Source organism: Terriglobia bacterium (genome assembly GCA_020072645.1).
GTDB lineage: Bacteria > Acidobacteriota > Terriglobia > Terriglobales > Acidobacteriaceae > Angelobacter.
The window spans coordinates 1-24,231 of record JAIQGK010000024.1 but is presented as its reverse complement, the minus strand read 5'-3'; the positions used below and the strand labels follow the sequence as shown (position 1 = coordinate 24,231).

28 protein-coding genes and 1 tRNA gene are annotated in these 24,231 nt (G+C 53.3%); 15 read left to right on the top strand and 14 right to left on the bottom strand.

Features of this window, described 5'->3' with window-relative positions; all coding sequences use genetic code 11:
• Positions 1-31 precede the first annotated feature (31 nt).
• A complete protein-coding gene (locus LAO76_25585) occupies positions 32-1,042 on the bottom strand; it encodes a tagatose 1,6-diphosphate aldolase (GenBank protein ID MBZ5494312.1) in 1,011 nt (336 codons plus the stop codon).
• A 214-nt stretch (positions 1,043-1,256) separates the two neighbouring features.
• Here LAO76_25585 and LAO76_25580 point away from each other — a divergent pair, with 214 nt between their 5' ends.
• Together LAO76_25580 and LAO76_25575 are read left to right on the top strand one after the other, a co-directional pair.
• Positions 1,257-1,556, top strand: coding sequence for a hypothetical protein (locus LAO76_25580; GenBank protein MBZ5494311.1), 300 nt, complete (start codon positions 1,257-1,259; stop codon positions 1,554-1,556).
• Between the two features lie 111 nt (positions 1,557-1,667).
• Positions 1,668-1,925, top strand: coding sequence for a hypothetical protein (locus tag LAO76_25575; protein ID MBZ5494310.1), 258 nt, complete (start codon positions 1,668-1,670; stop codon positions 1,923-1,925).
• Positions 1,926-1,928: 3 nt separating this feature from the next.
• On the opposite strand, the gene rph is transcribed toward LAO76_25575, so the two are convergent.
• From rph to LAO76_25550, 5 genes are read right to left on the bottom strand one after another with little or no spacing between them, the layout of a single operon-like run.
• Entirely contained in the window at positions 1,929-2,666 is a 738-nt protein-coding gene (gene rph / locus LAO76_25570) for a ribonuclease PH (protein ID MBZ5494309.1), read from the bottom strand.
• A 7-nt stretch (positions 2,667-2,673) separates the two neighbouring features.
• The gene (gene murI, locus LAO76_25565) at positions 2,674-3,468 is read right to left on the bottom strand and encodes a glutamate racemase (protein ID MBZ5494308.1); all 795 of its coding nucleotides are present in this window, start codon (positions 3,466-3,468) and stop codon (positions 2,674-2,676) included.
• 2 nt (positions 3,469-3,470) lie between these two features.
• A complete protein-coding gene (locus LAO76_25560) occupies positions 3,471-4,061 on the bottom strand; it encodes a GerMN domain-containing protein (protein MBZ5494307.1) in 591 nt (196 codons plus the stop codon).
• Positions 4,058-4,765, bottom strand: coding sequence for an N-acetylmuramoyl-L-alanine amidase (locus tag LAO76_25555; protein ID MBZ5494306.1), 708 nt, complete (start codon positions 4,763-4,765; stop codon positions 4,058-4,060). Before LAO76_25555 ends, LAO76_25560 begins: the two co-directional genes overlap by 4 nt.
• Before the next feature lie 22 nt (positions 4,766-4,787).
• Entirely contained in the window at positions 4,788-6,092 is a 1,305-nt protein-coding gene (locus tag LAO76_25550; GenBank protein ID MBZ5494305.1) for a DUF1015 domain-containing protein, read from the bottom strand.
• 173 nt (positions 6,093-6,265) lie between these two features.
• On the opposite strand from LAO76_25550, the gene LAO76_25545 reads away from it, so the two are divergent.
• The 4 genes from LAO76_25545 (at position 6,266) to LAO76_25530 (ending at position 11,360) form a co-directional block, all read left to right on the top strand.
• On the top strand, positions 6,266-7,342 hold the full coding sequence (locus LAO76_25545; GenBank protein ID MBZ5494304.1) for a VWA domain-containing protein: 1,077 nt from the start codon (positions 6,266-6,268) through the stop codon (positions 7,340-7,342).
• The gene (locus LAO76_25540) at positions 7,326-8,468 is read left to right on the top strand and encodes a VWA domain-containing protein (protein ID MBZ5494303.1); all 1,143 of its coding nucleotides are present in this window, start codon (positions 7,326-7,328) and stop codon (positions 8,466-8,468) included. Before LAO76_25545 ends, LAO76_25540 begins: the two co-directional genes overlap by 17 nt.
• A gap of 708 nt (positions 8,469-9,176) precedes the next feature.
• On the top strand, positions 9,177-10,109 hold the full coding sequence (gene cysK / locus LAO76_25535) for a cysteine synthase A (protein ID MBZ5494302.1): 933 nt from the start codon (positions 9,177-9,179) through the stop codon (positions 10,107-10,109).
• Between the two features lie 63 nt (positions 10,110-10,172).
• A complete protein-coding gene (locus LAO76_25530) occupies positions 10,173-11,360 on the top strand; it encodes a PLP-dependent aspartate aminotransferase family protein (GenBank protein MBZ5494301.1) in 1,188 nt (395 codons plus the stop codon).
• Positions 11,361-11,461: 101 nt separating this feature from the next.
• On the opposite strand, the gene LAO76_25525 is transcribed toward LAO76_25530, so the two are convergent.
• Positions 11,462-11,779, bottom strand: coding sequence for a divalent-cation tolerance protein CutA (locus LAO76_25525; GenBank protein ID MBZ5494300.1), 318 nt, complete (start codon positions 11,777-11,779; stop codon positions 11,462-11,464).
• A 313-nt stretch (positions 11,780-12,092) separates the two neighbouring features.
• Here LAO76_25525 and LAO76_25520 point away from each other — a divergent pair, with 313 nt between their 5' ends.
• From LAO76_25520 to LAO76_25505, 4 genes are all read left to right on the top strand, one after another.
• Complete coding sequence (locus LAO76_25520; GenBank protein MBZ5494299.1) at positions 12,093-13,493, top strand: phosphoglucomutase/phosphomannomutase family protein; 1,401 nt, start codon at positions 12,093-12,095, stop codon at positions 13,491-13,493.
• The gene (locus LAO76_25515; protein MBZ5494298.1) at positions 13,493-13,840 is read left to right on the top strand and encodes a septum formation initiator family protein; all 348 of its coding nucleotides are present in this window, start codon (positions 13,493-13,495) and stop codon (positions 13,838-13,840) included. The genes LAO76_25520 and LAO76_25515 overlap by 1 nt, the downstream gene beginning before the upstream one ends.
• Positions 13,841-13,998: 158 nt before the next feature.
• Positions 13,999-14,343, top strand: a complete 345-nt coding sequence (locus LAO76_25510) for a hypothetical protein (protein MBZ5494297.1) — start codon at positions 13,999-14,001, stop codon at positions 14,341-14,343.
• Positions 14,344-14,547: 204 nt separating this feature from the next.
• Positions 14,548-15,582 carry a hypothetical protein gene (locus tag LAO76_25505; GenBank protein ID MBZ5494296.1) on the top strand — a complete coding sequence of 345 codons (1,035 nt, stop codon included), beginning with the start codon at positions 14,548-14,550 and terminating at the stop codon, positions 15,580-15,582.
• Positions 15,583-15,604: 22 nt separating this feature from the next.
• Here LAO76_25505 and LAO76_25500 read toward each other — a convergent pair whose 3' ends face one another.
• From LAO76_25500 to LAO76_25490, 3 genes are all read right to left on the bottom strand, one after another.
• Positions 15,605-16,375, bottom strand: a complete 771-nt coding sequence (locus LAO76_25500; protein ID MBZ5494295.1) for a thiazole synthase — start codon at positions 16,373-16,375, stop codon at positions 15,605-15,607.
• A gap of 76 nt (positions 16,376-16,451) precedes the next feature.
• Positions 16,452-18,233: a long-chain fatty acid--CoA ligase gene (locus LAO76_25495; protein MBZ5494294.1), complete on the bottom strand. Its 1,782-nt coding sequence runs from the start codon at positions 18,231-18,233 to the stop codon at positions 16,452-16,454.
• Positions 18,234-18,235: 2 nt separating this feature from the next.
• Positions 18,236-18,871, bottom strand: a complete 636-nt coding sequence (locus LAO76_25490; protein MBZ5494293.1) for a TetR family transcriptional regulator — start codon at positions 18,869-18,871, stop codon at positions 18,236-18,238.
• Positions 18,872-19,056: 185 nt separating this feature from the next.
• Here LAO76_25490 and LAO76_25485 point away from each other — a divergent pair, with 185 nt between their 5' ends.
• Positions 19,057-19,539: a hypothetical protein gene (locus LAO76_25485; protein MBZ5494292.1), complete on the top strand. Its 483-nt coding sequence runs from the start codon at positions 19,057-19,059 to the stop codon at positions 19,537-19,539.
• A 10-nt stretch (positions 19,540-19,549) separates the two neighbouring features.
• On the opposite strand, the gene rdgB is transcribed toward LAO76_25485, so the two are convergent.
• From rdgB to LAO76_25470, 3 genes are all read right to left on the bottom strand, one after another.
• Positions 19,550-20,176, bottom strand: coding sequence for an RdgB/HAM1 family non-canonical purine NTP pyrophosphatase (gene rdgB, locus LAO76_25480; protein MBZ5494291.1), 627 nt, complete (start codon positions 20,174-20,176; stop codon positions 19,550-19,552).
• Between the two features lie 35 nt (positions 20,177-20,211).
• Positions 20,212-20,961 (bottom strand): DUF4337 domain-containing protein, encoded by a 750-nt coding sequence (locus LAO76_25475; GenBank protein ID MBZ5494290.1) that lies wholly within the window; start codon positions 20,959-20,961, stop codon positions 20,212-20,214.
• Positions 20,962-21,074: 113 nt separating this feature from the next.
• Positions 21,075-21,593 carry a DUF421 domain-containing protein gene (locus tag LAO76_25470; GenBank protein ID MBZ5494289.1) on the bottom strand — a complete coding sequence of 173 codons (519 nt, stop codon included), beginning with the start codon at positions 21,591-21,593 and terminating at the stop codon, positions 21,075-21,077.
• Between the two features lie 170 nt (positions 21,594-21,763).
• Between LAO76_25470 and LAO76_25465 the strand changes: the two genes are divergently transcribed.
• The 4 genes from LAO76_25465 to LAO76_25450 all read left to right on the top strand — a co-directional run bounded on the left by LAO76_25465 (position 21,764) and on the right by LAO76_25450 (position 23,934).
• A tRNA-Arg gene (locus LAO76_25465) sits at positions 21,764-21,840 on the top strand.
• A 254-nt stretch (positions 21,841-22,094) separates the two neighbouring features.
• Positions 22,095-22,571: a hypothetical protein gene (locus LAO76_25460; protein MBZ5494288.1), complete on the top strand. Its 477-nt coding sequence runs from the start codon at positions 22,095-22,097 to the stop codon at positions 22,569-22,571.
• Between the two features lie 75 nt (positions 22,572-22,646).
• Positions 22,647-23,021, top strand: coding sequence for a hypothetical protein (locus LAO76_25455; protein MBZ5494287.1), 375 nt, complete (start codon positions 22,647-22,649; stop codon positions 23,019-23,021).
• Between the two features lie 712 nt (positions 23,022-23,733).
• Positions 23,734-23,934 (top strand): hypothetical protein, encoded by a 201-nt coding sequence (locus tag LAO76_25450; protein ID MBZ5494286.1) that lies wholly within the window; start codon positions 23,734-23,736, stop codon positions 23,932-23,934.
• 158 nt (positions 23,935-24,092) lie between these two features.
• Here the strand turns inward: LAO76_25450 and LAO76_25445 are convergent.
• The coding region (locus LAO76_25445; protein MBZ5494285.1) for an IS481 family transposase at positions 24,093-24,231 on the bottom strand (139 nt) is incomplete at its 5' end.

Sequence of the window (24,231 nt, the reverse complement as noted above, 5' to 3'; positions counted from 1 at the left end):
TGAATGAGCGCTGATGACTGAGTGCTGATTTCTAATCTCCCGCCATCGCCGGTTCGCGAACTTCATACAGCGAGAACCATGAGGTTGCAGCTTTCAGGCTGGCATTCACATTTTCAATATTCTTCACGCCTTCCGATTGCAGCCACTGCTCAAACGCCTTTGCGCCTTGCTTGGCATAAACCGGAATACCTTCTTTCCATGTGGCTCGTCCGCACAATACGCCATTGAATTTCACGCCAGATTCGCCGGCCAGCGCCAGCGCCTCGTTGAATTCAGCATTGCTAACGCCAGCAGAAAGATAAATGAACGGACGTGTGGCCACCGCGGAAGCTTTGCGGAAATACTCCATCGCTTCCTGTTTGGAATACGCTTTCTGGCCTCCATAAGCCTTTGCGCCTTCCACAAATTTCATGTTCACCGGCACTTCCACCTTCATTACGTCGATGCCGTACTTGTCCTTGGTGAATTCGGCCATCGACCCAATCACGATTTCCGGTTTTTTCTTCGCGAACTCCAGGCCTTTCTCGTCCATGCCTTCGTCATACCCCACAAACTCCAGGAAGTAGGGAATATCGTTGGCGCGGCATTCGTCGCCAATGCGTTCCACCCAGGCATGTTTTTTGTCATTGATCGCGGCGCCGTCGGTGGGCGTGTAATAGAGCAGCACCTTCACGCAGTCCGCGCCGGCTTCCTTCAGGCGGCGAACGGACCAGTTGTCCAGCAGGTCGGGCAAGCGACCGGGACCAGTCTTGTCATAGCCGGTTTTCTCGTAGGCAAGAAGCAGGCCGGCATTCTTCGACCGACGCTTGGACGCAGGCAAGCCAAACTCCGGATCAAGCAAAATGGCGCTGGCATGCGGCGTCAGGACTTCCGTGACGATCGATTTGAACTCCTCCAGCATTGATGAACTTACATCCGCGCCTTTTTCTTTGGCCAGTTCTTTCTGCAATGATCCGCGCTGGTCCATGGCGGCGGCGGCAATTACGCCACGTTTGTCAGAGACCGCTTTCATTCCGGCTAATTTTCCAGGGGTAAGCTTCACGGTCGTCCTCCTAGGTATCATTTCTTATCTACAATTTTTCTTCGGATTTTATGCCCAATCTGGAATCGGATTTCAGGGCCAAATTGCAACAATTCAGAGATGCGCAACATCCGCTTCGAGTTACCCATTGTACTAAAAAGCCCGGGGATATTTCGGACTCGAACAGGCTGTAATAAGATCAAGAAAACAAGTTTGTCTGATACCCGGAATAAAAATGGAAGAAATAAAACCTGAGAATAAAGACGTCCTTGAAGGACGCTTGAACAAAGCTGGCACGATCCTCCTCGCGCTTGTGGCGACATCCGCCGTCTGTTTGACCATCGTTCTCCATTGGAGGACATACGATTGGATCAATAAATTACTGGCAGTGGTGCTCTTGCTGAATCTTGCCCGCGTCCAGCTTACGATCAGTATCAAAGGAAGGAAAGAAATAATCGCAAGACCGGACACGTGGATGCAAACCGCTTATATCTGGATAATGCTCGCCACCATTCTGTTCAACCGCCAGGCTTGAGAAAAATTAATTTTGGGAACTAAAAACCGCAAGTGCCTGTTACTATTACAAAAAATGAACGCTACCCATTTATCTAAAACCCCCGCGCGCAAAAAACTCAACTGGGCCCTAATGTCTGGCCGCGACAAGGAGCGGAGCCATCGCCGCAAGCCGGCCCATCACAGCAGAATGTTCCTGCCCGGGCAGCCGGTGCTGGAAAGTGGGATCTATGAAGTTATCCACGATAAAGGCCATCGCCAGGCGCATGAAGCCGTGATGTATCGCGACGACCTGTTTCCCGTATGCGACCAATGCGACCTGAAAGTCCGGTTCAAGCTCATCCGCTCAGCGCCCTACATCTTCGACGATGAAGATTTTGCCAAGGAATAATTTCTATTGCCGTAGCGGCAACTGGGCCAGAATTGTTCTCTGTTTGGCAATCAACGCCTCAATGCCCCCGGCGGCGTAGTCCATCATTTTTTTGAGCTGGGATTCGTCGAACGGATGTTGCTCGGCTGTGGCTTGTACTTCCACAATTTTGCGCGCACCCGTCATTACAAAGTTGAGATCAACTTCCGCCTGGGAGTCCTCTTCATAACAAAGATCCAGCAGGATTGTTCCTTCCACAATCCCTACGCTGGTTGCGGCCACAAAGTCGCGGATCGGGGCCGCTGAAAGCGTTCCAGCTTCCACCAGCTTCTGCATGGCCAGGCCAAGTGCCACGAATGCGCCAGTGATCGAGGCCGTGCGCGTGCCGCCATCGGCCTGGATAACATCGCAATCAAGCGTAATGGTGCGTTCGCCCAGTTGTTTCAGATCGACGACGGCCCGCATGGCGCGCCCAATCAGACGCTGGATTTCATGTGTGCGTCCGCTTTGGCGTCCCCGGCTGGCTTCGCGCGGAGTGCGCGTCAATGTAGAGCGCGGCAGCATGCTGTACTCGGCGGTAATCCATCCTTTGCCGGAGCCTTTCATAAATCCCGGTACGCTCTCTTCAATGGAGGCGGTGCAGATTACACGGGTATTGCCCACTTCAATCAGGGCAGAGCCTTCCGCTGTGGAGATGAATTCAGGAATAATGTTTACCGGACGCATCTGCTCCGGATGGCGGTTGTCTGAGCGAAAAAACATGTCTTTGTTATTTTTCAATGTCTACCAACTCAATCTTCTCAATTGGACAGCCCAGAAATTTACTCCCGAGCCGCCTGAATTTTTCTACCGAATCCGTCGCGTAACAGCGTAAATCGCCCGGCCCGCCTTGCCCCCGATTTGCGCCAAGCAGCTCTACAACTTTGGCAGCGGTGGATTCCGCTGAATCCACGATTTCTACCGATTGCGGGACGACCCGGCGCAATAGCGGACGAATCAGCGGGTAATGCGTGCAGCCCAGCACCAGAACATCGGCATCGCGGGCGCCATTCTGAAAAACCTCGTCCATATATATATGCGCGACCTCTTCCGTGACGCGATGTTCAACCCAACCTTCTTCCACCAACGGCACAAAAAGAGGGCATGCTTTTTCGGTGGCCTGCATTCCCCGTTGCTCAAGCGCACGCTGATAAGCATGGCTTGCGACGGTGGCCTCCGTGGCGGCCACAACGGCTTTTTTGGTTTTTGAAATTGCCGCTGCCCGTTCAGCGCCGGGTTCTATTACGCCTACCACTGGGACTTTCACGGCGGTTCGAATGTCTTCAAAAGCCAGCGCGGTTGCCGTATTACAAGCGACCACCAGCATTTCAATCCCGTGTTCTTCAAGAAAGTGCGCGGCTGCAATCGCGTACTTCGCCACCGTCCGCACAGATTTAGCGCCGTAAGGAAGATGTGCGGTATCGCCGAAATAAAGATAATCTGCCGCAGGCAGGGCCTTGCGCAACTCCCGCAGAACAGTCAGACCTCCAAAACCAGAGTCAAAGACCCCAATCACCGGCGGCATGCTTATTCAAACTCCTTGGCCATTTCATGCACGGCAGCCGTTTGATAGAAGGACATTAAATCAGCGTGGCCGGCCAGGGTTTCGCGCTCCTTGCCGTCCACTAGAAACTTGACCTTAGTAATGCCGGGCACATTGGCGGTGAGCGTTTCAATCAGGGAAGCCAGCGTCAACTCTTCCGGCAGGATTCCTGAAGGATGTCCGTCGGCAAACTGTGCTGTGGTGTCCACAATCATCGTATCGTCGCTGATGAAATATACATCTTTTATATCAGCGCCTTTCGCCAGCGGATGCGGAGAAGGTGTTTGCAGATACTGCGCCAGTACGGAACGCAACGTTTCCCGGGCGCGCAAATTGCGATCTGCCGGAAGAAAAACATCCGCCGGACGCCAGCGCAGGGCCTGATCTTCATCGTAAGCCAGCAATAATTGAATATGTTCCTGCTTGCCGCCTACTATCGGAGCGGCCGGGGCGGCCTCCGCTGCCTGAAGGGTCAGCGCTTCCTCCTTATGCGTCATGCGGATAATAACTATGCCGCTGATGAGTATGGCCAGTAACACCAACGCGATCGTGATTTGAAAATGGCGGGGGATCACTGGCGCGCTCCTGCCTGGCTCCGGATCTGCGCAATCCCCAAAGCAATGGCCGTGGCAACAGCGTTTTGCCGCTTCTGGCCTTCAAAGGGCTGCGCATCGTTCTCATCCGGGGCAAGCTCCACGGCGATCGCGGGCGCGGCTATGTTATTCAACGGCCGTAACGGCACGCCCAGATTGGCGACAGTAAGACCTTTCTTTTTGAGCTCTTCAGAAACTGAGTAGGCCAAGTTTTTGCTTCGACTCAGAGCGCCGGATTGCGCGGTCTCCCAAGGCAAAAAGCGTCCTGCCTGCGTCTGCTGCACGTCGATCAAAAGAGGTGTGTAAACCCTTATGCCTTTTCCCGGACGTCCTGCATGAAGCGCCACATAGATGCCAGCGCGCTGTTCATTGGTGATTTCAGCGCGACGATCAAGGCTCATGTCAATGTCAGACTCGCGCAGCAACCGCACCGCGATTCCGCGTTCTTCCAGTTCCTTGCGCACTTCACGCGCCAGGCGAAGCGTGATGTCTTTCTCCACCAGCTTCCCGCCAAAGGTTGCGCCCCTGTCGGTACCGCCATGACTGGGATCGATCATTACAAAGAACTCTGGCGCACGCTTCTGTCCTTCAGTGGGAGGCGTGCCGGATGGAACAGCCTGGTGGTCAGCACTCGATTCTTGTTGCGGAACGGAGCCGGAGACGCCAAGAGCGCAGCACAAAGCCATAACCGCTAGCCCAGCTCCTGTTTTACTCCAGCGCATAAATAGCCAGACCGCTCAGCAGCTTGGGATAGAAGTCTGTGGATTTTTGCGGCAATACCTCGCCGCCAAAAGCGATATCGCGAACCTGCTCAATCTTGGCTGGATTCATCAGGAATGCGACGTTCGCGCCCTGGCGGACCCAGGAGATTGCTTCAAAGGCGTCTCGCTCGTAACGTACGTTTTCCTGGTTGCGGATGGCTTCTTCAGAAATTCCCAGAACACGCTCCAGCATCACACGGTGCAATTGGACAACATCAAGTTCGCGCTGCAATGCAGGCAGATCACGCAGCGCATGTTGAATGGCATCCTGCTTTGCCCGCATCAAATAAGGCCCTTGGCGCGTTACCGCGACAAATGCTGTGCCGTTTTCCCCCGCCTGCCCCAGCAGCGTGGTGGCGCTACGGCTTTCTGTGCGCAGGTCGATTCGGTCTATATCAAAAAACTCTGCTGCTGCTTCAAGCATGCGCTCGCGATCAAAGTCCAGCAAGCCGTGGACAATGCGGTGCGTGGGAAGAATCACCAGTCCTCGGCTCTCCATGGGGATGAGCGTCATCATCACAAACTCATACGGCGCATTGGGATCGGAGCTGCCCGTCTCGGCGCGGCATTCGTTGCGATACGCAAGTGCTGTTTCGTAACGGTGATGTCCATCGGCGATCAGCAGCTTTTTGTCGCGCATTTTCTGCTGCACAGCGTGAATCAGTACTGGATCATGGATCCGCCAGACCCTATGGAGGGTTTCGTATTCATCCAGCAGAGAAGTGTCAGGGTCTTCTTCCATCCGGGATCGGAACAGGCCTTCAACCTCATGTGCGGGATCGCTGTAAAGCATGAAGATTTGGCCGAAATGGGCCCGGGTGGCCCGCAACAGGTTCAGACGGTCCGCTCTCGGCTTGGAAAGCGTCTGCTCGTGGCGATGCACCACGCCATCTGCATAGTCATGCAGACGGCCCAGCGCAATCAGCCCCCGGCGCTCCTGCAGATCGCGCGTTCCCGGAACGGTAAACGTCTGAGAATAGACATAAATACCAGGATCTGAATCCTGTTTCAGGATGCCGCCGGAGCGCCAGTCATGGAGATATTCCGCTGCCCGCGTGTACACGTTGAAGGTATCGGTATCGGTTTCGCCGGCCTTACCTAAAATGATTCTTACCAGATTGTGCGTGCTCTTCTCATAGTACTTGGATTGCATTTCTGGGGTAATCTTGTCATAAGGTTGGGTCAGCACGTCTTCCAGCTTTACCTGGTCAGGATCGTAGCGAAGCGTTTTGAATGGAATGATTTCAGCCATTTTCAGTTGGTCTATTGCATTCTACCAAGCGAGACGGATAACCTGTTTCCAGCTCTCAATCATCTAAGTTTACGAGCAGCTTGCAAAGACCAAAGGCAAGGGTGCAATGTCCAAGTTCCCGTGTCATGTCTGGGCATCGCTGTGGTAAAATCGCGGCAAACGAGGTTCCTAACATGGCCCGCTTCGAACGCCGCGGGTATGGTGCAAACCGTTCCCCCGGGCACTCATTCAAGGCGTCTGTTACGCCGCTGATTCGTTGCGCGTTAACACTGGCGTGTTTTCTTGCTTTCACCATCGCCACCAGCGCTCAGGACGTGAACGTCCACATTGAGCCCAAGCCTCCTGCTCCCGCAAAAACTGTTGATTCCAAAGAAGATGTCGGGAACGCGGATCCTGCGCTGAAGAACCATGCCAAGCCGGGCCTGGCCGTGGACGTAAATCTGGTGCTGGTCAATGTAACGGTGACCGATGATTGGAACCGTATCGTAACCGGCCTGGATAAAGAGAATTTCTCGGTTCTTGAAGGCAGTGAAGTCCAGCAGGTACGGCATTTCTCCAGCGAAGATGCTCCTATTTCATTGGGCGTGATCTTTGATATGAGCGGCAGCATGAATGACAAGATCATGAAAGCGCGCGAAGCGGTCATCGAGTTTTTCAAGACGGCGAACCCGCAGGACGAGTTTTTCATGATTACGTTCAATGATCGGCCGGAATTGCGCGCCGATTTCACCAAATCAGTGGAAGATATTCAGGGCAAGCTGGTTTATACCGTTCCCCAGGGCAGCACAGCCATGCTCGACGCCATATACATGGGCGTGAGTAAGATGAAAGATGCGCGCAACAGCAAGAAGGCCCTGCTGATTATTTCCGATGGCGGCGATAACCACAGCCGTTACACCGAAAACGAAATCAAGGCGCTGGTAAAAGAGGCCGATGTGCAGATTTACTCCATTGGCATCTTCAGCCTGGCGCCGTCACAGCCGGAAGAAGTTGCCGGTCCGGCGCTGCTGAGCGAAATATCCAGTGTTACCGGCGGACGTTTGTTCACAATCAACAATCCCAATGAACTGGCGGATGTGGCTACAAAAATTGGAATAGAGCTGCGCAACCAATATGTACTCGGATACCGTCCAAACAACAAGGTTAAGGACGGTCACTGGCGGAAGATCAAAGTGAAGCTTAATCCACCCAAGGGGTTGCCGCATCTAAATGTCTATGCCAGAACGGGATACTATGCGCCTTCGCAATAAAAAGCTTTTTGGAATAATTTTCTTTGTGCTGCTGGGCGCCACCTCTTTTTGGGGAACGCAAGGCCCAACCACCACGCCGCAGCAAAACCAGCAGCGTGTACAGGCCACGCCTTTGCCACCGGATATCGATCCTTCTGATCCGGCTCTTCCAGCCTGGGTGCCCAAGCCAGCGCCTACTGCTGCGAAGCCGGCTGCTACGCCCACTAATGTACAGCCCGGGTTGGAGCCAGGGCCGCTTCCAGGAACTGAAGTGGGCGCGGTCACTAAGAACGGCGACAGATACACTTTCCGCTCACAAGTGAATGAAGTTACGCTTTCCGCTGTGGTGCTTGACGCAAGACGGCATCTTGTTACCAACTTGGCTGAGACCAATTTTGCGGTTTATGAAGACAATCAACCGCAGAAGATAACGTTTTTCAAGCGGCAGGATATTCCTGTTTCCATCGGAATCGTGGTGGACAATTCCGGCTCCATGCGGACCAAGCGCGCCGCTGTTACCAAGGCTGTTCTTAATTTGATCCAGGCCAGCAACCCGCAGGATGAGGTGTTCGTCGTGAATTTCAATGACGATCCTTACCTTGATCAGGATTTCACCAACAAGATACCGCCCTTGCGCGAAGCGCTGGACCGGGTTGATTCACGAGGCGGTACCGCGCTCTATGACGCCGTAATCGCTTCCGCCGATCACCTGGCCAAAGGCGCTAAGAAAGAAAAGAAAGTCCTCCTGGTGATCACGGACGGCGTCGATAACGAGAGCAGGGAATCACTGGAATCGGCCATCAGAAAGGTCCAGGACGATAACGGACCTACCATCTACACCATTGGAATTCTAGGCGACGAGCCAGGAATCAAGAGAGCCAAGCGCGCATTGCAAAGCCTGTCAGACCAGACCGGCGGCGTGGCTTTCTTCCCCAAAGATTTGATGGAAGTGGATGAAATCAGCCAGGAAGTGGCGCGTGATATCCGCAACCAGTACACGCTCACTTACAAACCATCGAACCCCCGCAGCAATGGGGGATATCGCAAGGTGAAAGTGGAAGCGCGCGCGCCAGGCTATAAAGATCTTCAGGTACGGACGCGCGATGGTTATTTTGCCGACGAAAAGCGCACGGCGGCTAAGCAGTAACGATCGGTGAATTTTTGGAAATGATCTGCTCCGGAGCTGAACTTAAGTTTTTGGCAACCGGAGCATTCGTTTTTGCGATTTAAAGACTAATCTCGATGGCCACTGGCTCAAGGGCCGGCAGTTCCTCTATTGGCACCGGCGGCAGATTTGTCATGTCCATGTGACCGTGAGGAAGGTCAGAGATCAAGCGCAAAGATTGGTTGATGCTTTCCGCAAATTGATTTCTCGTTTTCTGCAACCGGCGCGCATAAACCGCAGCCACACGGCACAGGAGAAATCGATTATCAATTGTGCTTCCGGCCGCAAAGACTCTTGATGATCTGGTACTTTTGTCAATCATAGGTTTCGCTCGATTCTTCTTCGTGTAGCTTGTGCTCTGGCGTCTCTTGTTCTTCGCAGTGATCTTCCGGTAATTCCGCGTGGCCGCCCGATTTTGAGTGGAACGGCGCTATTTCATGGAACATAAATTCCCTGATTTGACTATTGGCTAAGGGGAAGAACTCCAGAGGTTGCTGACTTAGTTTCAGCAGGTCTGGAGAGTAAGGAAGGATTACTCGCTCACTGTTGACGGTACTCTGTTCAAGTGACTGTGTCAATTTCTGAAAAAACAGTTATGCCTGGTAGTGCCCTGTTTTGAACAAATTGCCGGGAAAATGGCCGAGAAGTTTGACCATATTGCTCTCCGTCCCGTAGTCTAAAAAGTCTGCTATGTCCCAACTCCCTGTGGCTGAAAACATCACCGAACTGGTTGGCAAGACCCCAATGCTCCATTTTCGCCGGATCGTGCCGGCGGGCGCAGCGGGTGTGTTTGCCAAACTGGAATACCTGAACCCCGGCGGCAGCGTAAAAGATCGCGCAGCTATTGGCATGATCAAGAAGGCGGAAGAACAGGGCCTTTTGAAGCCGGGATCGACCATTGTGGAAGCGACCGCGGGGAATACCGGGGTCGGCCTGGCCCTGATCGGGGTAAACAAGGGTTACCACGTAGTGGTTTGCGTTCCGGAAAAATTTGCCGAAGAAAAAGTCAAAATCATGCGGGCGCTCGGCGCGGAAGTCGTGCGAACGCCGGACGAGGCAGGCATGCAAGGCGCAATCGCCAAGGCCAAAGAGCTTGCCGCCAAAATCCCCGGATCATTTACCGCACTCCAGTTTGAAAATCCCGCCAATCCTGACTTTCACCAGGAAACTACTGCCGAAGAACTTTTCGAACAAATGCAGGGTGCAATTGATGCCGTTGTAATCGGTGTTGGCACCGGCGGCACATTTACAGGCGTAGCCCGTTTTATGAAACAGAAACGATCCAGCATTTACTGCGCTGCAGTTGAAACCGAGGGATCGGTGCTGGGCGGCGGTCCCAAAGGGCCGCACAAAGTGGAAGGCATTGGATCCAGTTTTATTCCCAAGACTTTTGATCCCGCCGTGTGCGATGAAGTAATCATGGTCACCGATAAAGACGCGTTCGATACGGTAGCGCAACTGGCGCGACTGGAAGGCGTTCTGGGCGGCTCCAGCGCGGGGGCCAACGTATTCGCGGCCATTCAAGTGGCAAAAAAACTCGGCAAAGGGAAGCGAGTAGTGACGATCATCCCTGATTCCGCCGAGCGCTACATGTCAAAAAATATTTTTGAAGGCGGCGAGTAACGGTCCCGCCCAACCCAGCAAAGCAGAGCTGCGATTACTGAACAATTCAGGAGCAAACACCAGATGGCAAAGAAACCTGCCAGCGTAACGAAACGCCAGACCGGCAAATTTGGATTTTCCACCGCTTGCATTCACACTGGCCAGGAGCCCGATCCTTCCACGGGGGCCATTGTTGTCCCAATTTTTGCCACGTCAACCTACGTGCAACAGGAAGTGGGGAAGAACAAAGGTTACGAGTACGCGCGCGTTTCCAATCCAACGCGGACGCAGCTGGAAACCAATCTCGCGGCGCTGGAAAGCGCAAGCTCAGCGCATGTTTTTGCCAGCGGCATGGCGGCCGTAACCGCGGTGACACAGTGCTTTCTGAAGCAGGGCGATCACCTGCTCTGCGGGCACAATGTCTACGGCGGAGTGCCTCGCTTTTTTAATCAGGTGATGACGAATTATGGCGTGGAGTTCAGTTATGTCAATACATCTGACCTGGACGCGGTAAAAAAGGCCATGCGCCGGAATACCCGCATCGTTTGGATTGAAACGCCGACCAATCCGCTGATGGTTTTGACCGACATCAGGGAAGTGGCCCGGATTGCTCATGCCAGCGGTGCCGAACTAGTGGTTGATAACACTTTCATGTCGCCCTACTTTCAGCGGCCAATCGAATTTGGCGCGGACATGGTGTTGCATTCAACCACGAAATTCCTGAACGGGCACAGCGATGGCCTGGGAGGCATGGTTGCCGCAACCAAACCGATTCATGCGGAAAAACTGGCCTTCATGCAGAAGGCCTCCGGGGCAATCTTGTCGCCATTTGAGTGCTGGCTGGTGCTACGCGGCGTGAAGTCGCTGGCGGTACGCATGGAAAAGCACGATGAGAATGGGCGTGTGATTGCCGAATATCTGCGCACTCATCCCAAAGTGAAGAAAGTCCTTTATCCCGGATTTTCCGATCATCCACAGTATGCGTTGGCCAAGCGCCAGATGACAGGGTTTGGTTCCATGATCACTTTTGAGACCGGTTCGTTCAGGAACGCGAACAAGATGCTGGCCAAGGTACGCGTCTGCTCACTGGCAGAATCCCTGGGAGGCGTGGAAACATTGATCTCGCATCCGGCCACAATGACACACGCCGCCCTGGGTGAAAAGGGAAGAAAAGAAATTGGGCTCACGGATGGCATGGTACGCATTTCTGTTGGCATTGAGGATGTGGAGGATCTTATAGCTGATCTGGACCACGCGCTGGCAGCGATTTAAGTCTTATCACAAAGAAGAGCAAAGGCATTTTGCCGCAGATTTATGCGGATGAGCGCAGATTTCGCATTAAGGTTCGCATAGTTACGGACCGGGGGCTGTGGTTAACCGGTGTTTTCGGCGATCCAGTCCAGATATTCCTGGCTACCGGCAGTCACTTCCAGCATCACGCATTCCGGCAGATCATAAGAATGAAGCTCTTTTACAGCGTCGCGAACGCATTCATAAAGCGCGGCCTGGGTCTTGATCAGGAGAAGCCATTCCTGTGCGGTTTCCACTTTTCCTTGCCAGCGGTAAACCGATTCGATCCGCGGCACAACGTTGACGCACGCAGCTAAGCTGCGCTCTACCAGTGTATTAGCGATCTTGGCGGCTTCTTCCTGCGATCCAGCCGTGGTAAGGATGATTCGCGCGTTCGTCATGGGTTTCAGTTTAGCAGTGAGCGATCAAAACCTTTGAAACACGGAGGAAAGGAGGGACGGAGGATGATCTGGAGTCGGCGCGCAACCTCAATTCATGCTCAGCTGATGAATTCAGATCAGGAATCTCAATTTGCAGAAGAGATCGATAGACGAGAACTCCGTGGTTCGCTTTCCGCAATTTTATTTCCTCTGCTTCCTGCTCTCATCCGTGTTTCAAAGGTTTGGCTTGCTCATCTCATCGTATTTCTCAGCGTATGATGGACTTTGCATGAAACCAAAGTCCGGCAACATGCAACTAACTGTGGTTTGACTCATGAGTGTTACCAAGATTAAATTTGGCACTTCCGGTTGGCGCGCGATTATCGCGGAAGAGTTCACCATTGCCAATGTGCGCCGGGCCGTTACAGGCATTGCAAAATACGTAGCTTCAAAAAAACCGAATGGCGCACGCGTGATTGTGGGGCGCGATCCGCGCTACATGGGAGAGCGTTTTGTCACTATTGCCGCCGACGTGCTTAGCTCATTTGGTGTGCAGCCATTGGTCATTGCCGAGCCTGCTCCAACTCCCGCGATTTCTTATGAGGTGACCCGGTCAAAGACTGATGGCGCAATCAATTTCACTGCGTCGCACAATCCGCCGGAATACAGCGGCATTAAGTTTTCTACACCCGACGGCGCGCCGGCATTGCCTGAAGCCACCAGTGCCATTGAATCATTGATCGCAAGCAATGGCGACGTTTCTGGAGCTTCTTCAAGAGCGCAGGTTGCAAACATCGATCCCAAACCCGCGTATCTGGCGCGACTCAAAGAGATTGTCGATTTGCCGCTCATCCGGAACTCAGGATTGAAAGTTGTCTTTGATCCGCTCTGGGGCGCGGCGCGCGGCTATTCCGATGAGCTACTCAGGGACGCAGGTATTCCGGTTTCCACTGTCCATGATGTCCGCGACGTACTTTTTGGTGGCCATGCGCCTGAGCCGGAAGACCATCTTCTGAATGAAATGCGCCAGAGGATGAAAGAGACGGGCGCTCGCATTGGTATTGCCACGGACGGTGATGCTGATCGTTTCGGAATCGTGGACCAGGACGGCACATTCATCCAGCCCAATTACGTCATTGCCGTGTTGTTCGATTATCTGGTCGAGAGCCGAGGCTGGAAAAACGGGGTTGCCAAGTCTGTTTCTACCACCAATATGATTAATGCTCTGGCGCAGCACCACAAAGTGCCGCTGCATGAAACCCCTGTGGGCTTCAAATACATTGGTGAGCTGATCAAGCAGGACAAAATTGCCATTGGTGGTGAAGAGAGCGCCGGGCTCTCCATCCGGAATCACGTGCCGGAAAAAGATGGCGTCTTGGCCGGATTGTTGTGCTGTGAAGCCGTGGCCAGCCGCAAGAAGCCGATTGGTGACCAGATAAAAGATTTATTTGGCAAAGTTGGTTCCTTTTATGCCCGAAGAGAAAACTTCAGCTTGACGCCGGAACTGAAAGAGAAGTTCACTAGTAAGATGAAGAGCGATCCAACCGAACTCTCTGGCCACAAAGTAAAACAGGTGGGACGGGCGGACGGTTTGAAGTTGATCATGGACAATGGATCGTGGGTTTGTTATCGCGTGTCCGGCACGGAGCCGGTAGTGCGGATTTACTCTGAAGCCAGCTCGGAAAAAGGTCTGGAAAAACTCTCCGCCGCGGCGCGCGATTGGATCAGACAATAATGCCGGAGAAAATCAAAGGCGGGAGGGAGCAGCTCTATCGCTTGCGCCACAAGCTGGCGGCGGCAGGGATCGGCATTTTGCTTTGCGTTATTGGCTACTACGCGGTGTTCGGCGCCAATGGCCTTGTGGACTATCAGCAAAAGCGCCGAGAATCCCGCGAACTCGATCGCCAGATTAAGGCTCTGCAACAACAAAACGGCGGCATGGAACAGGAAATTAAAGCTTTAAAGACTGATCCCAAAACCATTGAAAAAGAAGCGCGTGAGCGGCTCCGCTATGCCCGTCCCGGAGAGGTGGTCTACACCGTTTCTCCTCCGGCAGTTGCGCAGCCGCCGGAGAAGAAGTAGCTTTAACTTTGAGAATCGGAGCAACACCTTGCGGGGGGCCGATCAAACTTTTCCCGTCACCTTTTTCACCGTAGTAGCTCAGTAGCATCAACCCGGCAAAGCTGCTGAAAAGCAGTTGTTGAAGCACGAACCATCCTATGAGGAGATAACCTTACCCAATGAAGAAACTTCTGTTAGTTGCATTTGCACTCACGTTTTTGACTTCCACACTGTCCCTGGCCAAAGACAAAGCTCCCAAAGAAACCAAGATGAGCGGCTGGGTCAGCGACGAGAAATGCGGCGCCAAGGACATCGACAATGCCGATTGCGTCAAGAAGTGCGCGGAAAATGGATCGAAGCTGGTGTTTGTTTCTGAAAAAGACAAGAGCATTATCAATGTCGACAATCAGGAAGCATTGAAAGGGCATGAAGGGCATCACGTAAGCGTTACCGGAAAGCTTGATAATGGCACGCTCCACGTAGATAAAGTGGCCATGCTGAAGCAGTCCGACGAAAAGAAGTAAGTCAAACCGTTTAACTCTGATTTCCCCGAAAGGCGGCTGGAAAAGCCGCCTTTTTTACACTTCTTAACTCCATCTGCTTGTTACTTCGGTGTGGAACGCACCTGCACGAATAGCGCACTAGAAACTGCAAAAACTGGGTTATCATGGCAGAGAATGGACCCAATAATCAGATCAAAACGCGGCTTTTCGCCGGCAGGCATTTGTGTGGCAGTGTTCTGTCTTTTGCTTACAGTTGGTTGTGTCATTTCGCCCCGGCGAACGCTGGGCGGAGGCGGCGGTACACCCACGCCCACGCCAACTCCCACAGGCTCGCCAACTCCAACGCCTGTCGCCACGGGCAAGCTTTATGTAATGGAAAGCAATTCAAATACACTCTTGCGTTTTGACAACGCTTTTACGGTAGCCGGTAATGCAACTCCGGCTGCTACCATTGCAGGCAACAATACCACGTTTAACTTCCCCGGTTTCATGACGCTGGATACTACAAATGACTCCCTTTACATTGCTGATACAGGCGATCTTTCGGTTGTTATTTATGACGGCATCAGCACCAAAAGCAGCGGTAATATTGCGCCCAGCAGAAAGATTACGGGATCTCTGGTGAATCCTACCGACGTATCACTGGATAAAGTCAGAAACCTGCTTTATGTAGCCGATGACATCGATATACTCGTGTATGCCTCGGCTTCAACGGCGAACGGTACCCCGACACCAGTCCGGGATTTGAGTGTAAACTTCCAATTGTCCGGTATCTATATTGACGGAGCCAATGATCGCCTTTATGTCGCCGATTCGGCCGGTAATGCAGTTGCCGTTTACGATCACGCCAGTACATTAAATGGCCCTATTACGGCCAATCGTGCTGTGCAGGGCGCAGCCACTCACCTCTCGGGTCCGGGAAGCGTTCAAGTGGATGGAGCGGGACGTCTTGTGGTGAGCAACTCTTTAGCGCCCAGCATTACGATTTACCCGAACGCTGCCACGGCGGATAATAATATTACTCCAGTTGCTGAGATAGCAGGCGCCAATACCGGCCTCTCCGTGCCAACTCAAATATTCGTTGACACAACGAGCACTGGAACGTTGTACAACGCTGATCCAGGGGCTGCCAGAGTTGCCGTGTGGGGCAATTTGAATGCGGCCAATGGCAATATTGGGCCAACGCGTGCCATCTTCGGCGCAAATACCGGGATCACCGCGAGCGGTCAACTAGGTTTGGCGGTCGACAATACACGGTAAATTTTAGAACCGTGGCTAAGGATTATCGAACGACTCCGTGCAACGGAGAGCTTGCCGTGGCGTAAAGCTTTCGAGGCATTCTGCCGGCCAGGTAAGCTGCGCGTCCGGCAATCACCGCATACTTCATAGCTTCCGCCATCAGCACAGGATTTTCAGCGTGCGCGATTCCGGAATTCATCAGCACGGCATCAGCGCCCAACTCCATGGCGATGGCCGCGTCAGAGGCTGTTCCCACGCCCGCATCCACAATCAGCGGAACTTCCGTGATCATCTCCCGCAGGATCTGGATGTTGGCGGTGTTTTGAATTCCCATCCCGCTCCCGATGGGAGCACCTAACGGCATGATCGCGCTCGCACCCGCGTCCAATAGCCGTTTGGCAACCACGATGTCGTCTGAAGTATAGGGAAGCACCGTAAACCCTTCTTTCACCAGGACGCGCGTCGCTTCAATTGTCGCTTGAACATCGGGATAAAGCGTTTTTTGGTCGCCAATGACCTCTATCTTCACCCAGTCAGAAAGTCCAACCTCCCGTCCCAGCCGGGCGGCGCGGATGGCTTCATCCGCTGTGTAACAGCCCGCCGTGTTGGGCAGAAGAAAATATTTTTTGGGGTCAATAAAATCCAGCAGCGATTCCTTGCTCCGGTCCAGGTTTACCCGGCGCACGGCGACTGTGACCATTTCCGAGCCGCTGGCTTCAATGGCGCGGGCAGTTTCTTGGCCAGATTTGTACTTACCGGTACCGACGATCAGCCGTGATCGGAACTGCCGGCCTGCGATGATGAGAGGATCCATGCATCCATTGTAATAAATCGGCGTGGCGAATGGTTCCGAGAGGCAAGCTGAGATGTAAAGGATTATTGCGCGGTGTTTATCCCACGGGCGCGGTTTCAATCGGATGTGGCTGCTGGTAGATCTCATCAATCTGCTGCTTGTATTTTGCTTCAATCACGCGGCGTTTGAGCTTAAGTGTAGGTGTAATCTCGCCTGTGGCGACAGTAAATTCATCCGGCACCACCACGATTTTCTTGATGGTTTCAAAATGCGCCAGCCGCTTGTTCAGGTCTTCTACAATCCCGCGATAGAGATTACGTACCTTATCTGACGCTACAAGCTCCTGACGTGAGGTGAACAGAACGCCATTGGCGCGCGCCCAATCTTCCAATAAAGGAAAATGGGGTGAGATGATCACGGAAGCATACTTGCGCTTGTCGCCGATGATGGCGGCTTGCGCAACCAGCACATTCGCCTTCAGGGCGTTTTCAATCGGTTGCGGCGCAATGAACTTTCCGCCCGATGTCTTGATGAGATCTTTCTTGCGGTCGGTAATGCTGAGGAATCCATTGCTGTCGAGCTCGCCAATGTCGCCTGTCTTAAACCAGCCATCGACAAAGGAATTGCGAGTCTCTTCAGGCATGTTCCAATAACCCTTGAAAACGGTTGGCCCTTTGACCAGAATCTCGCCATCTTCAGCAATCTTGAGCTGAACGCCCTCATTTACCTTGCCAACTGATCCAATCTTAAAAGCTCCGCGGCGGTTGACGGAGAGAGTTGGCGAAGTTTCCGTCAGCCCGTAGCCTTCCATAATTGGGATACCAACTGCGCAGAACCACTCTGCCATGTCCTTGCCCAGGGGAGCGCCGCCAGAGAAATACGCCCTGCTCCGTCCGCCAAATCCCTGGCGTATTTTTGAAAACACCAGTTGGTTCGCTACCTTCCAGCGCGGATCTGTGGGCGTTTCGCCTCGTGCAATTTCTTCTTTATGTTTTTCGCCGATTCGCACTGCCCAGTCAAAAATCTTCCGCCGCAAGCCATGGCCGGCGCGACGTTCAGACTCAGCGCGCACTTTTTCATAGACGCGCGGCACCGCAACAATAATTGTGGGTTTGGCTTCCTGCAGCATCTGCGGAAGCTGATCGAACACAGCGCAATAGGCAAGGCTAACGCCGTCCAGATAACAGACGTAATCAACGTGGCGCGCAGTGACGTGAGATAGGGGAAGAAATGAGAGATATACGTCACCGGGCGTCCACTCCGCCTGCTTGCTGGCCATGATGGCGCAAGTAGTGAGATTGCCGTGACTTAGCATTACGCCCTTTGAGGTCCCTGTGGTTCCCGAAGTATAGATCAGGGTGGCCAGGTCGTCTGGCGTGATTCGATGCGCTTCTTCATCAAATTGCGGGTCTTCTTCGAGCGATGCGGAATTGATTAAAGACCACATGGGAATTACATTGACTTCACTAATCTCATCCATCACAACAATTTTTTCGAGTGAGGTCTGCTCCCGGATGGATTGGATCTTGCGCAGCTGTTCCAGCGTGGAAACAAAAATCACGCGCGCGCCGGAATTCTGCAAGAGATACAGAGTCTGGTCCGCCGTGAGCGTGGCGTAAATTGGGACATCGATGATTCCGGTGGTTACGCAGGCAAAGTCGGCAATCATCCATTCCGGCCGATTTTCGCCCAGGATCGCAACGCGGTCGCCTTTATGGATTCCCCATTGCTTCAAGACCCTGGCAAGAGTAGCCACATAGCCATAGAGCTGGCGAGAAGAGATCACCTGCCATTCGCTGCCGCGCTTGAACATTACATGGCGTTCCACATCGTGCGCGATTGAAGCAAAGAAAATGTCGGCGAGGGTATTGATTTCCATACTTAGGGTCCCGTTTCTACGCCTTTAAGGACAATCGCCACAACCGAATCAGTCAGGGTGGAGAGGTGATAATCGCGGTCCCGGTCGCGATCGGAAAGGATCCATGTAGTAACTATCTCATCCACTGCGCCGAAGAAGCAATGCGCGGCAATAGTTACGGAAATGTCGGCCCTAAAGACGCCGGCTTCCTGGCCTTCACGCAGAACGCCTTTGATTACATCAAAGTATTCCACTAGAAGGTTATGAGAAAACTGGCCAAGGAATTTCGCGCTATGCCTGAGTTCGGTCTGGAAGACGATGGCCAAACTGCGGTTTGAGCCCAGGGATTCCAGGTGAAGAAAGGCCAGGCGGCGCAATTTTTCCCGCGGATCAGCCAACTGGTCGAGCGAACTCCGCGCCCGCTGGATGAACCGGTGAAAGGCGGAGTCAATCGACGCCATCAGCAATTCATCTTTGTTCTTGAAATAGAGATAGATAGTGCCGTCAGCCACCCCGGCGCGGTCGGCAATTTCTGCCACTCGAGAATGGAAAAACCCGTGCTCGGCGATGACTTCAATGGCAGCGTCCAGAATGCGCTGGTACTTGTCTGATGTGCCGTTGGCTGACCGGGCAGCTGTTTGTGAAGGCCGTTTAGCCATGAGAGAACCTTGAATTTACTTGGATTTGCAGGGTAGCGCAACTTCTAAATTTGGCCTAATCGGCCTGGCAAAGCTCAAATTTAGCTTGAGAATTCCAGCCCAAGGTGTAGGATGCGAAAGCGCAAGGCGGAGCTGCTGCCGCATGCTGTGGCAGGACCGAACTTGAACGAATACGGGGTGCCATCATGAAGAAATTGCTGGTTTTTGTCATCTTCTTCCTCATTGCGGCCATGGCTCGGCAAAGCCCGGCGCTGGGATTACGCGTAACGTTGCAAAGCGGCGGTGAAGATATCCTGATGCTGTTCGCGCCTCAAGCGGGCGATCCTGTGCACATTGTCCAGGCATCATTTGGCGCTGACAATGTGCTATTGGACGCTCATCTGGAAAACAAGAGCCACAATAAGATCCAGGTTTACCGCCTTGGCTGGGTAGCTGTTAAAAAAGATGACGTAAGGATGGGTCGAGGCGAGCTGGTGACAGTCCCCGAAAAGGTAGATACCACCGCCGAGTTCGACATTTCGGCAAACGCCGTTCCTTCCAGGGAAGACTTGTCCAGACATCCGGCAGGGGTTGTTGTGTATGTTGCGGAACTGCAGTTTCAGGATGGCACCAAATGGCAAGCCGACGCTAAGAAGCTTAAAAAAGAAGCCATCGACATGCTCAAATAGCAAGCTCGTGTTACAGCGGCTGCTTGCCGTACCACTCCAGGAACTGCCGAAACGCCTTTCCGCGATGGCTATGTTCGCGTTTTTGTTCCAGTGGAAGTTCCGCAAACGTCTTGCCGAGAGCAGGGAAGTAAAACAGCGGGTCGTACCCAAAGCCCTGAGTCCCGCGGGGGACGGTCAGAAGTTCTCCTGGCGCTTCGCCCGTAAAGGTGGCAAGGGTCTGTCCATCCCGGGACAGCGCAATCACACACACATATTTTCCTGTGTATCGATCTCGATTGAGACGTTTCAGTTGAGCAATGAGCGCGGCGTTGTTTGCTTCATCGTCAGAGTTTTGGTCTGATGCCACACCTGACTGAAGTACGGCAGCGTAACGGGCTGAATGGACGCCGGGCGCGCCATGGAGCGCGTCAACTGCCAGCCCTGAGTCTTCCGCCAGCACCAACTCACCCGGCGCAAGGCGGCTGTAATACTCGGCCTTGATTCTGGCATTTTGCTCAAAAGTGGTTCCGTCTTCAATCGCCGGCGGCACTTCAGCCATGCGCGGCAAGGGATCAAGCGCAATGGATAATGCCTGCGCCGCCTCGCGGAGCTCTCGTACCTTGCCTGGGTTGGTGGTGGCTAGATAGATCCTGGGCATTAAAAAAGATTCCAACAAAAACAATATTTACGATATCAGTGCACTCCCAGGAATCCGAAGAGTGCAACACCTATTCCCAGAATGGTGCTGATAAAGGAAAGTTGCCAGAATAGCTTTGCTTCCGCCAGCAGCGCTATTGAACAAAGGACAATTGAGATTTCCAGAAATAGTTCTGCGCCGTCATAGTAATTGGCCCGCCGCTCCACCAGGTCTCTTTCGCGCTCCATCTCTTTGGCATTTTCCTGGATATTTACTGCGCCGGGCTTGTGGCCAGAGGATTTGTTTTCGTGCGTCTCCTTGGCAGCGCTGGCTTCTTTGCCGTGCTCTTTAGTAGCTTCGTCGTTGGCAGGGGATTCTTTTTTGTCGGACTCGCCTTTCTCCTTCTTCTCTTCCTTGGTGTCGCTTGTAGAATCAGGTGTTAACAGTGGCCGGAGGATGGCGGAATCCCGGGCCGGACTGCTGCATCCATGCTCAGGCGGCGTGCCGCATTCTTCGTCCAGGGACTTTTTGTAATCCTTCAGCGCCAGATCTTTTCCATTGGGCAGCAGTGCCGCCACTTCGGCCATGGCACCGTATTCATGGGCACGACTGTGCTTGGCCTGGTAAAAGTTCCACTCGTCTACAATCTTGCCCTGAATCAGGCCTTCTTCAGTATGGGTGCGATGGCCCATCAATGTGGCAATAGCCAGCAAAACCGCCACAATCGCCATAGTGAGGCCGATCCCTCTTTCACCGCTTTTGTGCGCGTGTTCCGCGCCTTCCCTGAGTTCTTCTTCTAAGCTCATTTGCGTCCTTCCTCAAGACCGCTGCAAGCCGCTTACAACACATATTGGGTCGAGAGAAGTTGTTATTCCAAATTTTGCGTGATCATCTTTCCTGGTTGATAGAACCTGTGCTGTCAATTCCGATGAAGAAACTTGAGCCGCTTTTGCGGATGAGCCTGGGCCGGGACATCGTCATACTTCAAGACACTGATTGAACCATCCACTTCAAGCACCGCCAGCGCCGCGTCATCAACGCAGGCCACCCCATGCTCGCGCAGGGCGCGGTTGAGTTCGTCCATAGAGATATGCTCTTTTGCCATGTGTGCGGCAACACATTCGCCATTGTGGATTAAAAGGGTCGGCGATCCCTGGATCATTTTTCTAAAACCGCGATTCAGTCCTGAAAGTTCCGCCAGCAGGAAATTCAGAGTGAGCAGGACCAGCGCTGCTGTGGCGCCACCCATCAGGGATGTGTCCGGGCCGGTCATGGCATTTTGCACTGAATTGCTGAGAAGCAGCAGGAGCGTGAGATCGAAGGGCGTCATCTGGCCGACTTCGCGCTTTCCCGTTAGCCGAATGCCAACCAGCACCAGCGCATACACCGCCGTGGTGCGGAGTGCGATCTCCAGGACCGTATGCCAGTTTGTGAGCATTGCGCAGATTGTAGCTTTTCAGCGTCGAATTGCAAATTTGTATTTCATGTAGACAGTTGCAGGCCGGCGCTGAACCAAAGTTTTCTCACCCGATTCACGCGCCTGGCCGGCGGCAAGGGGACAGATTGAAGCAGCTTTGCTAAAATGGTTGAGTTGCCTCCGCAACCTGCGCGCCCTTAGCTCAGCTGGATAGAGCGTCTGACTACGAATCAGAAGGCCGGGAGTTCGAATCTCTCAGGGCGCGCCATACCCCAATAACTTATCAAGTTTTTAGTCCAACATGGCTTCCACGCCAGCATGGGCTGCAAGTCTGAAACGACTTTTTCGAGCGGCTGCCCTGGACCAACGCAATCATTGACTGCCGATGGCAAGCGGTCGATTTGTTCAGCGCATCAGGTGGAAGCATCCAACTAAAGGCCGAGCGTTTAAGGCGACCCTGCGGGTAGGATCGTATCGGCTACGATTCCAGTGAAATTTTGTTTATGGATGTTGGAGGAAAGCATGAAATCTACTGTCAATCCTGAATGCACCGTCCGCAAGCTCACCGATTTTGAAGACAACAATGATCCAGGTCCAGGGCCGAAGCTGGACCGGCGGCATTTAATAAGGATGGGTGTGGCCTCCGTCTTTGCGACTTTGCTTCCAATCCGGCCGCTGCACGCGCAATCCGAGCCGCAAACCTGCGCTCCTGTTATCCCACAGAACCACGCTGCATCAAACGGCGGCTCTTGCCCTTATCCGATTCCGTGGCTCGATAAGAATGGCAACCACAATCAGAGTCCAATGCCAAATGTCGAACTTTCCAACATCTATCACTTCAAGGGAAAGCTGGCCCGTTGCAACGGCTTCCACGGAATGGGCACTGATAACAAGGGAAATCGGCTCGCCTGGGGCAATCCCACAACGGACTACAGCTACATGGCGGGCGAGTACTGGGCCGCGCGCCAGGCTCATCAAGCCATATTCGCTCATACCTGACTAACGGTATTCAAGGGACCGGCGGCCCCCACGAACCAGATACACGATTTTCATCCACCCATTTCAGCAGAAGGTTTGTATTGGGTTACACCCGTTCCTTCCACTGGCCTTACCTTCAGTGCGGACAATAAAACTGCTACGCTGCAAATGACAAATGTGCCAATTATTGACCAGCCGCGTTGGCCGGCAATGGATGCTGAGACCACCCCGGCATTCATGGATTTCAAGCTGGCGTTCAAGGCGACCGATCAGCCCGTGAAGTATGAGGATGCGGCGCGGCAATACCGCTTTGAAGGCTTCAAAGCGGCCGCCCAACTTGAGGCAGCCTTTCGTGTGCCCTCGATTGACTTCAGCTTCAAAACTGACCCGCTGGAAACATCGAGCTGCGACTTTGCCGTGATGGGCAGCGCAGTCAACGGAAAGTACTATGAAGCAGTGAAAAGCAGCTGACTGACTCCGATATGAGATCATTTTGGGGGCGGAGTTTCTCTTCTATTGTTCGCATCAGTGTGAAAAATCCGATGTTGCCGCTGACAGGGGAAAGCAGGAGCTGCCGTCCAAGGGTGACGAAAGGACGCTGGCTGATTGGAACTAAGAGTTTTTAATGTCCATTTTATGCAAGACTAATCCAGCGGTGACACGATATAATCTTTCGGACGCGGGCCGTTTTCCGCCATTTGAACTCGATGCCTACGATTAAGAGATATTTGCGTTGGGCGGTGCTGGGGCTGATTTTCGTGCTCACGGCCTCGGTCAACCTGTTTTGCGTCGTGATTGATAATGATGGCGACGGGGATCCTACGACGGGATTAACCATCGAGTTTACGGCTGTTCAGGGTAAAAGAATCCAGGTTGTCGCCAGCCCGGTACACTTGAAGTCCACCGTTGCCTTGAAAGTGTTTCGCGCAAGATTTTTTCACAAGCAACGAGTCGAGCGTTCGAATGAGCTGAACACCAATTCCAGCTTTTCCAATTTGATAGACCTCCTTGGCCCTCCGCTAAGGTGCTAGTTTCCTAACTATCCTTCCTAACCTTCGCCATAAATTCGCGTAGTCCGCCTTGTGTGAGTCGCGGCCTAACTCGAATTCCTGGCGCTTCGTTGACCTTAAAGGTCCCGGTAAGAGGCTAATCCCCTCCTGAAGACACCGGGGATGGAGAAATTATGGCACGCGCTAAACGCAACAGGCAGCTTTCGTCAAAGGAGTTGATGCAGCTTACCATCTGGGGCGGACTATTGTTTATGATCCTCCTGGGACTTGTATACGGACTTGTGCGCGCCGGCGCCGTGATCCCGGTTGGCAGCGGAGTTGAACGTCACGCAGCCACGGCCAGTCACGGAAATACGGCAGATTCTCATCCATAAGACACACTTTGTAGAACTTGCCCTTAAGAGCAGGGAACGTGTCCTTCGCCTTTATCCCGCCACGCAAAAGCCGCGCGTGCCGGAGATCCCGCCTTCCCATTCCTGTATGGATTGGGTAAACCGATGTGCCAGGTTCAGAATGGTACATCGCGGAGATGCTAGCTGTGGAGTCTCAAGAGGTTGTTCCGATCGAGGCCGGAGCGGCTGATAGGTGGAACATGGTTGAGGCTACCATGAGGACGGTGCCAGTTGTAATGGTGAAGCCAGGGAAGAAGATGTTCGTGACGGTGTTGCGAG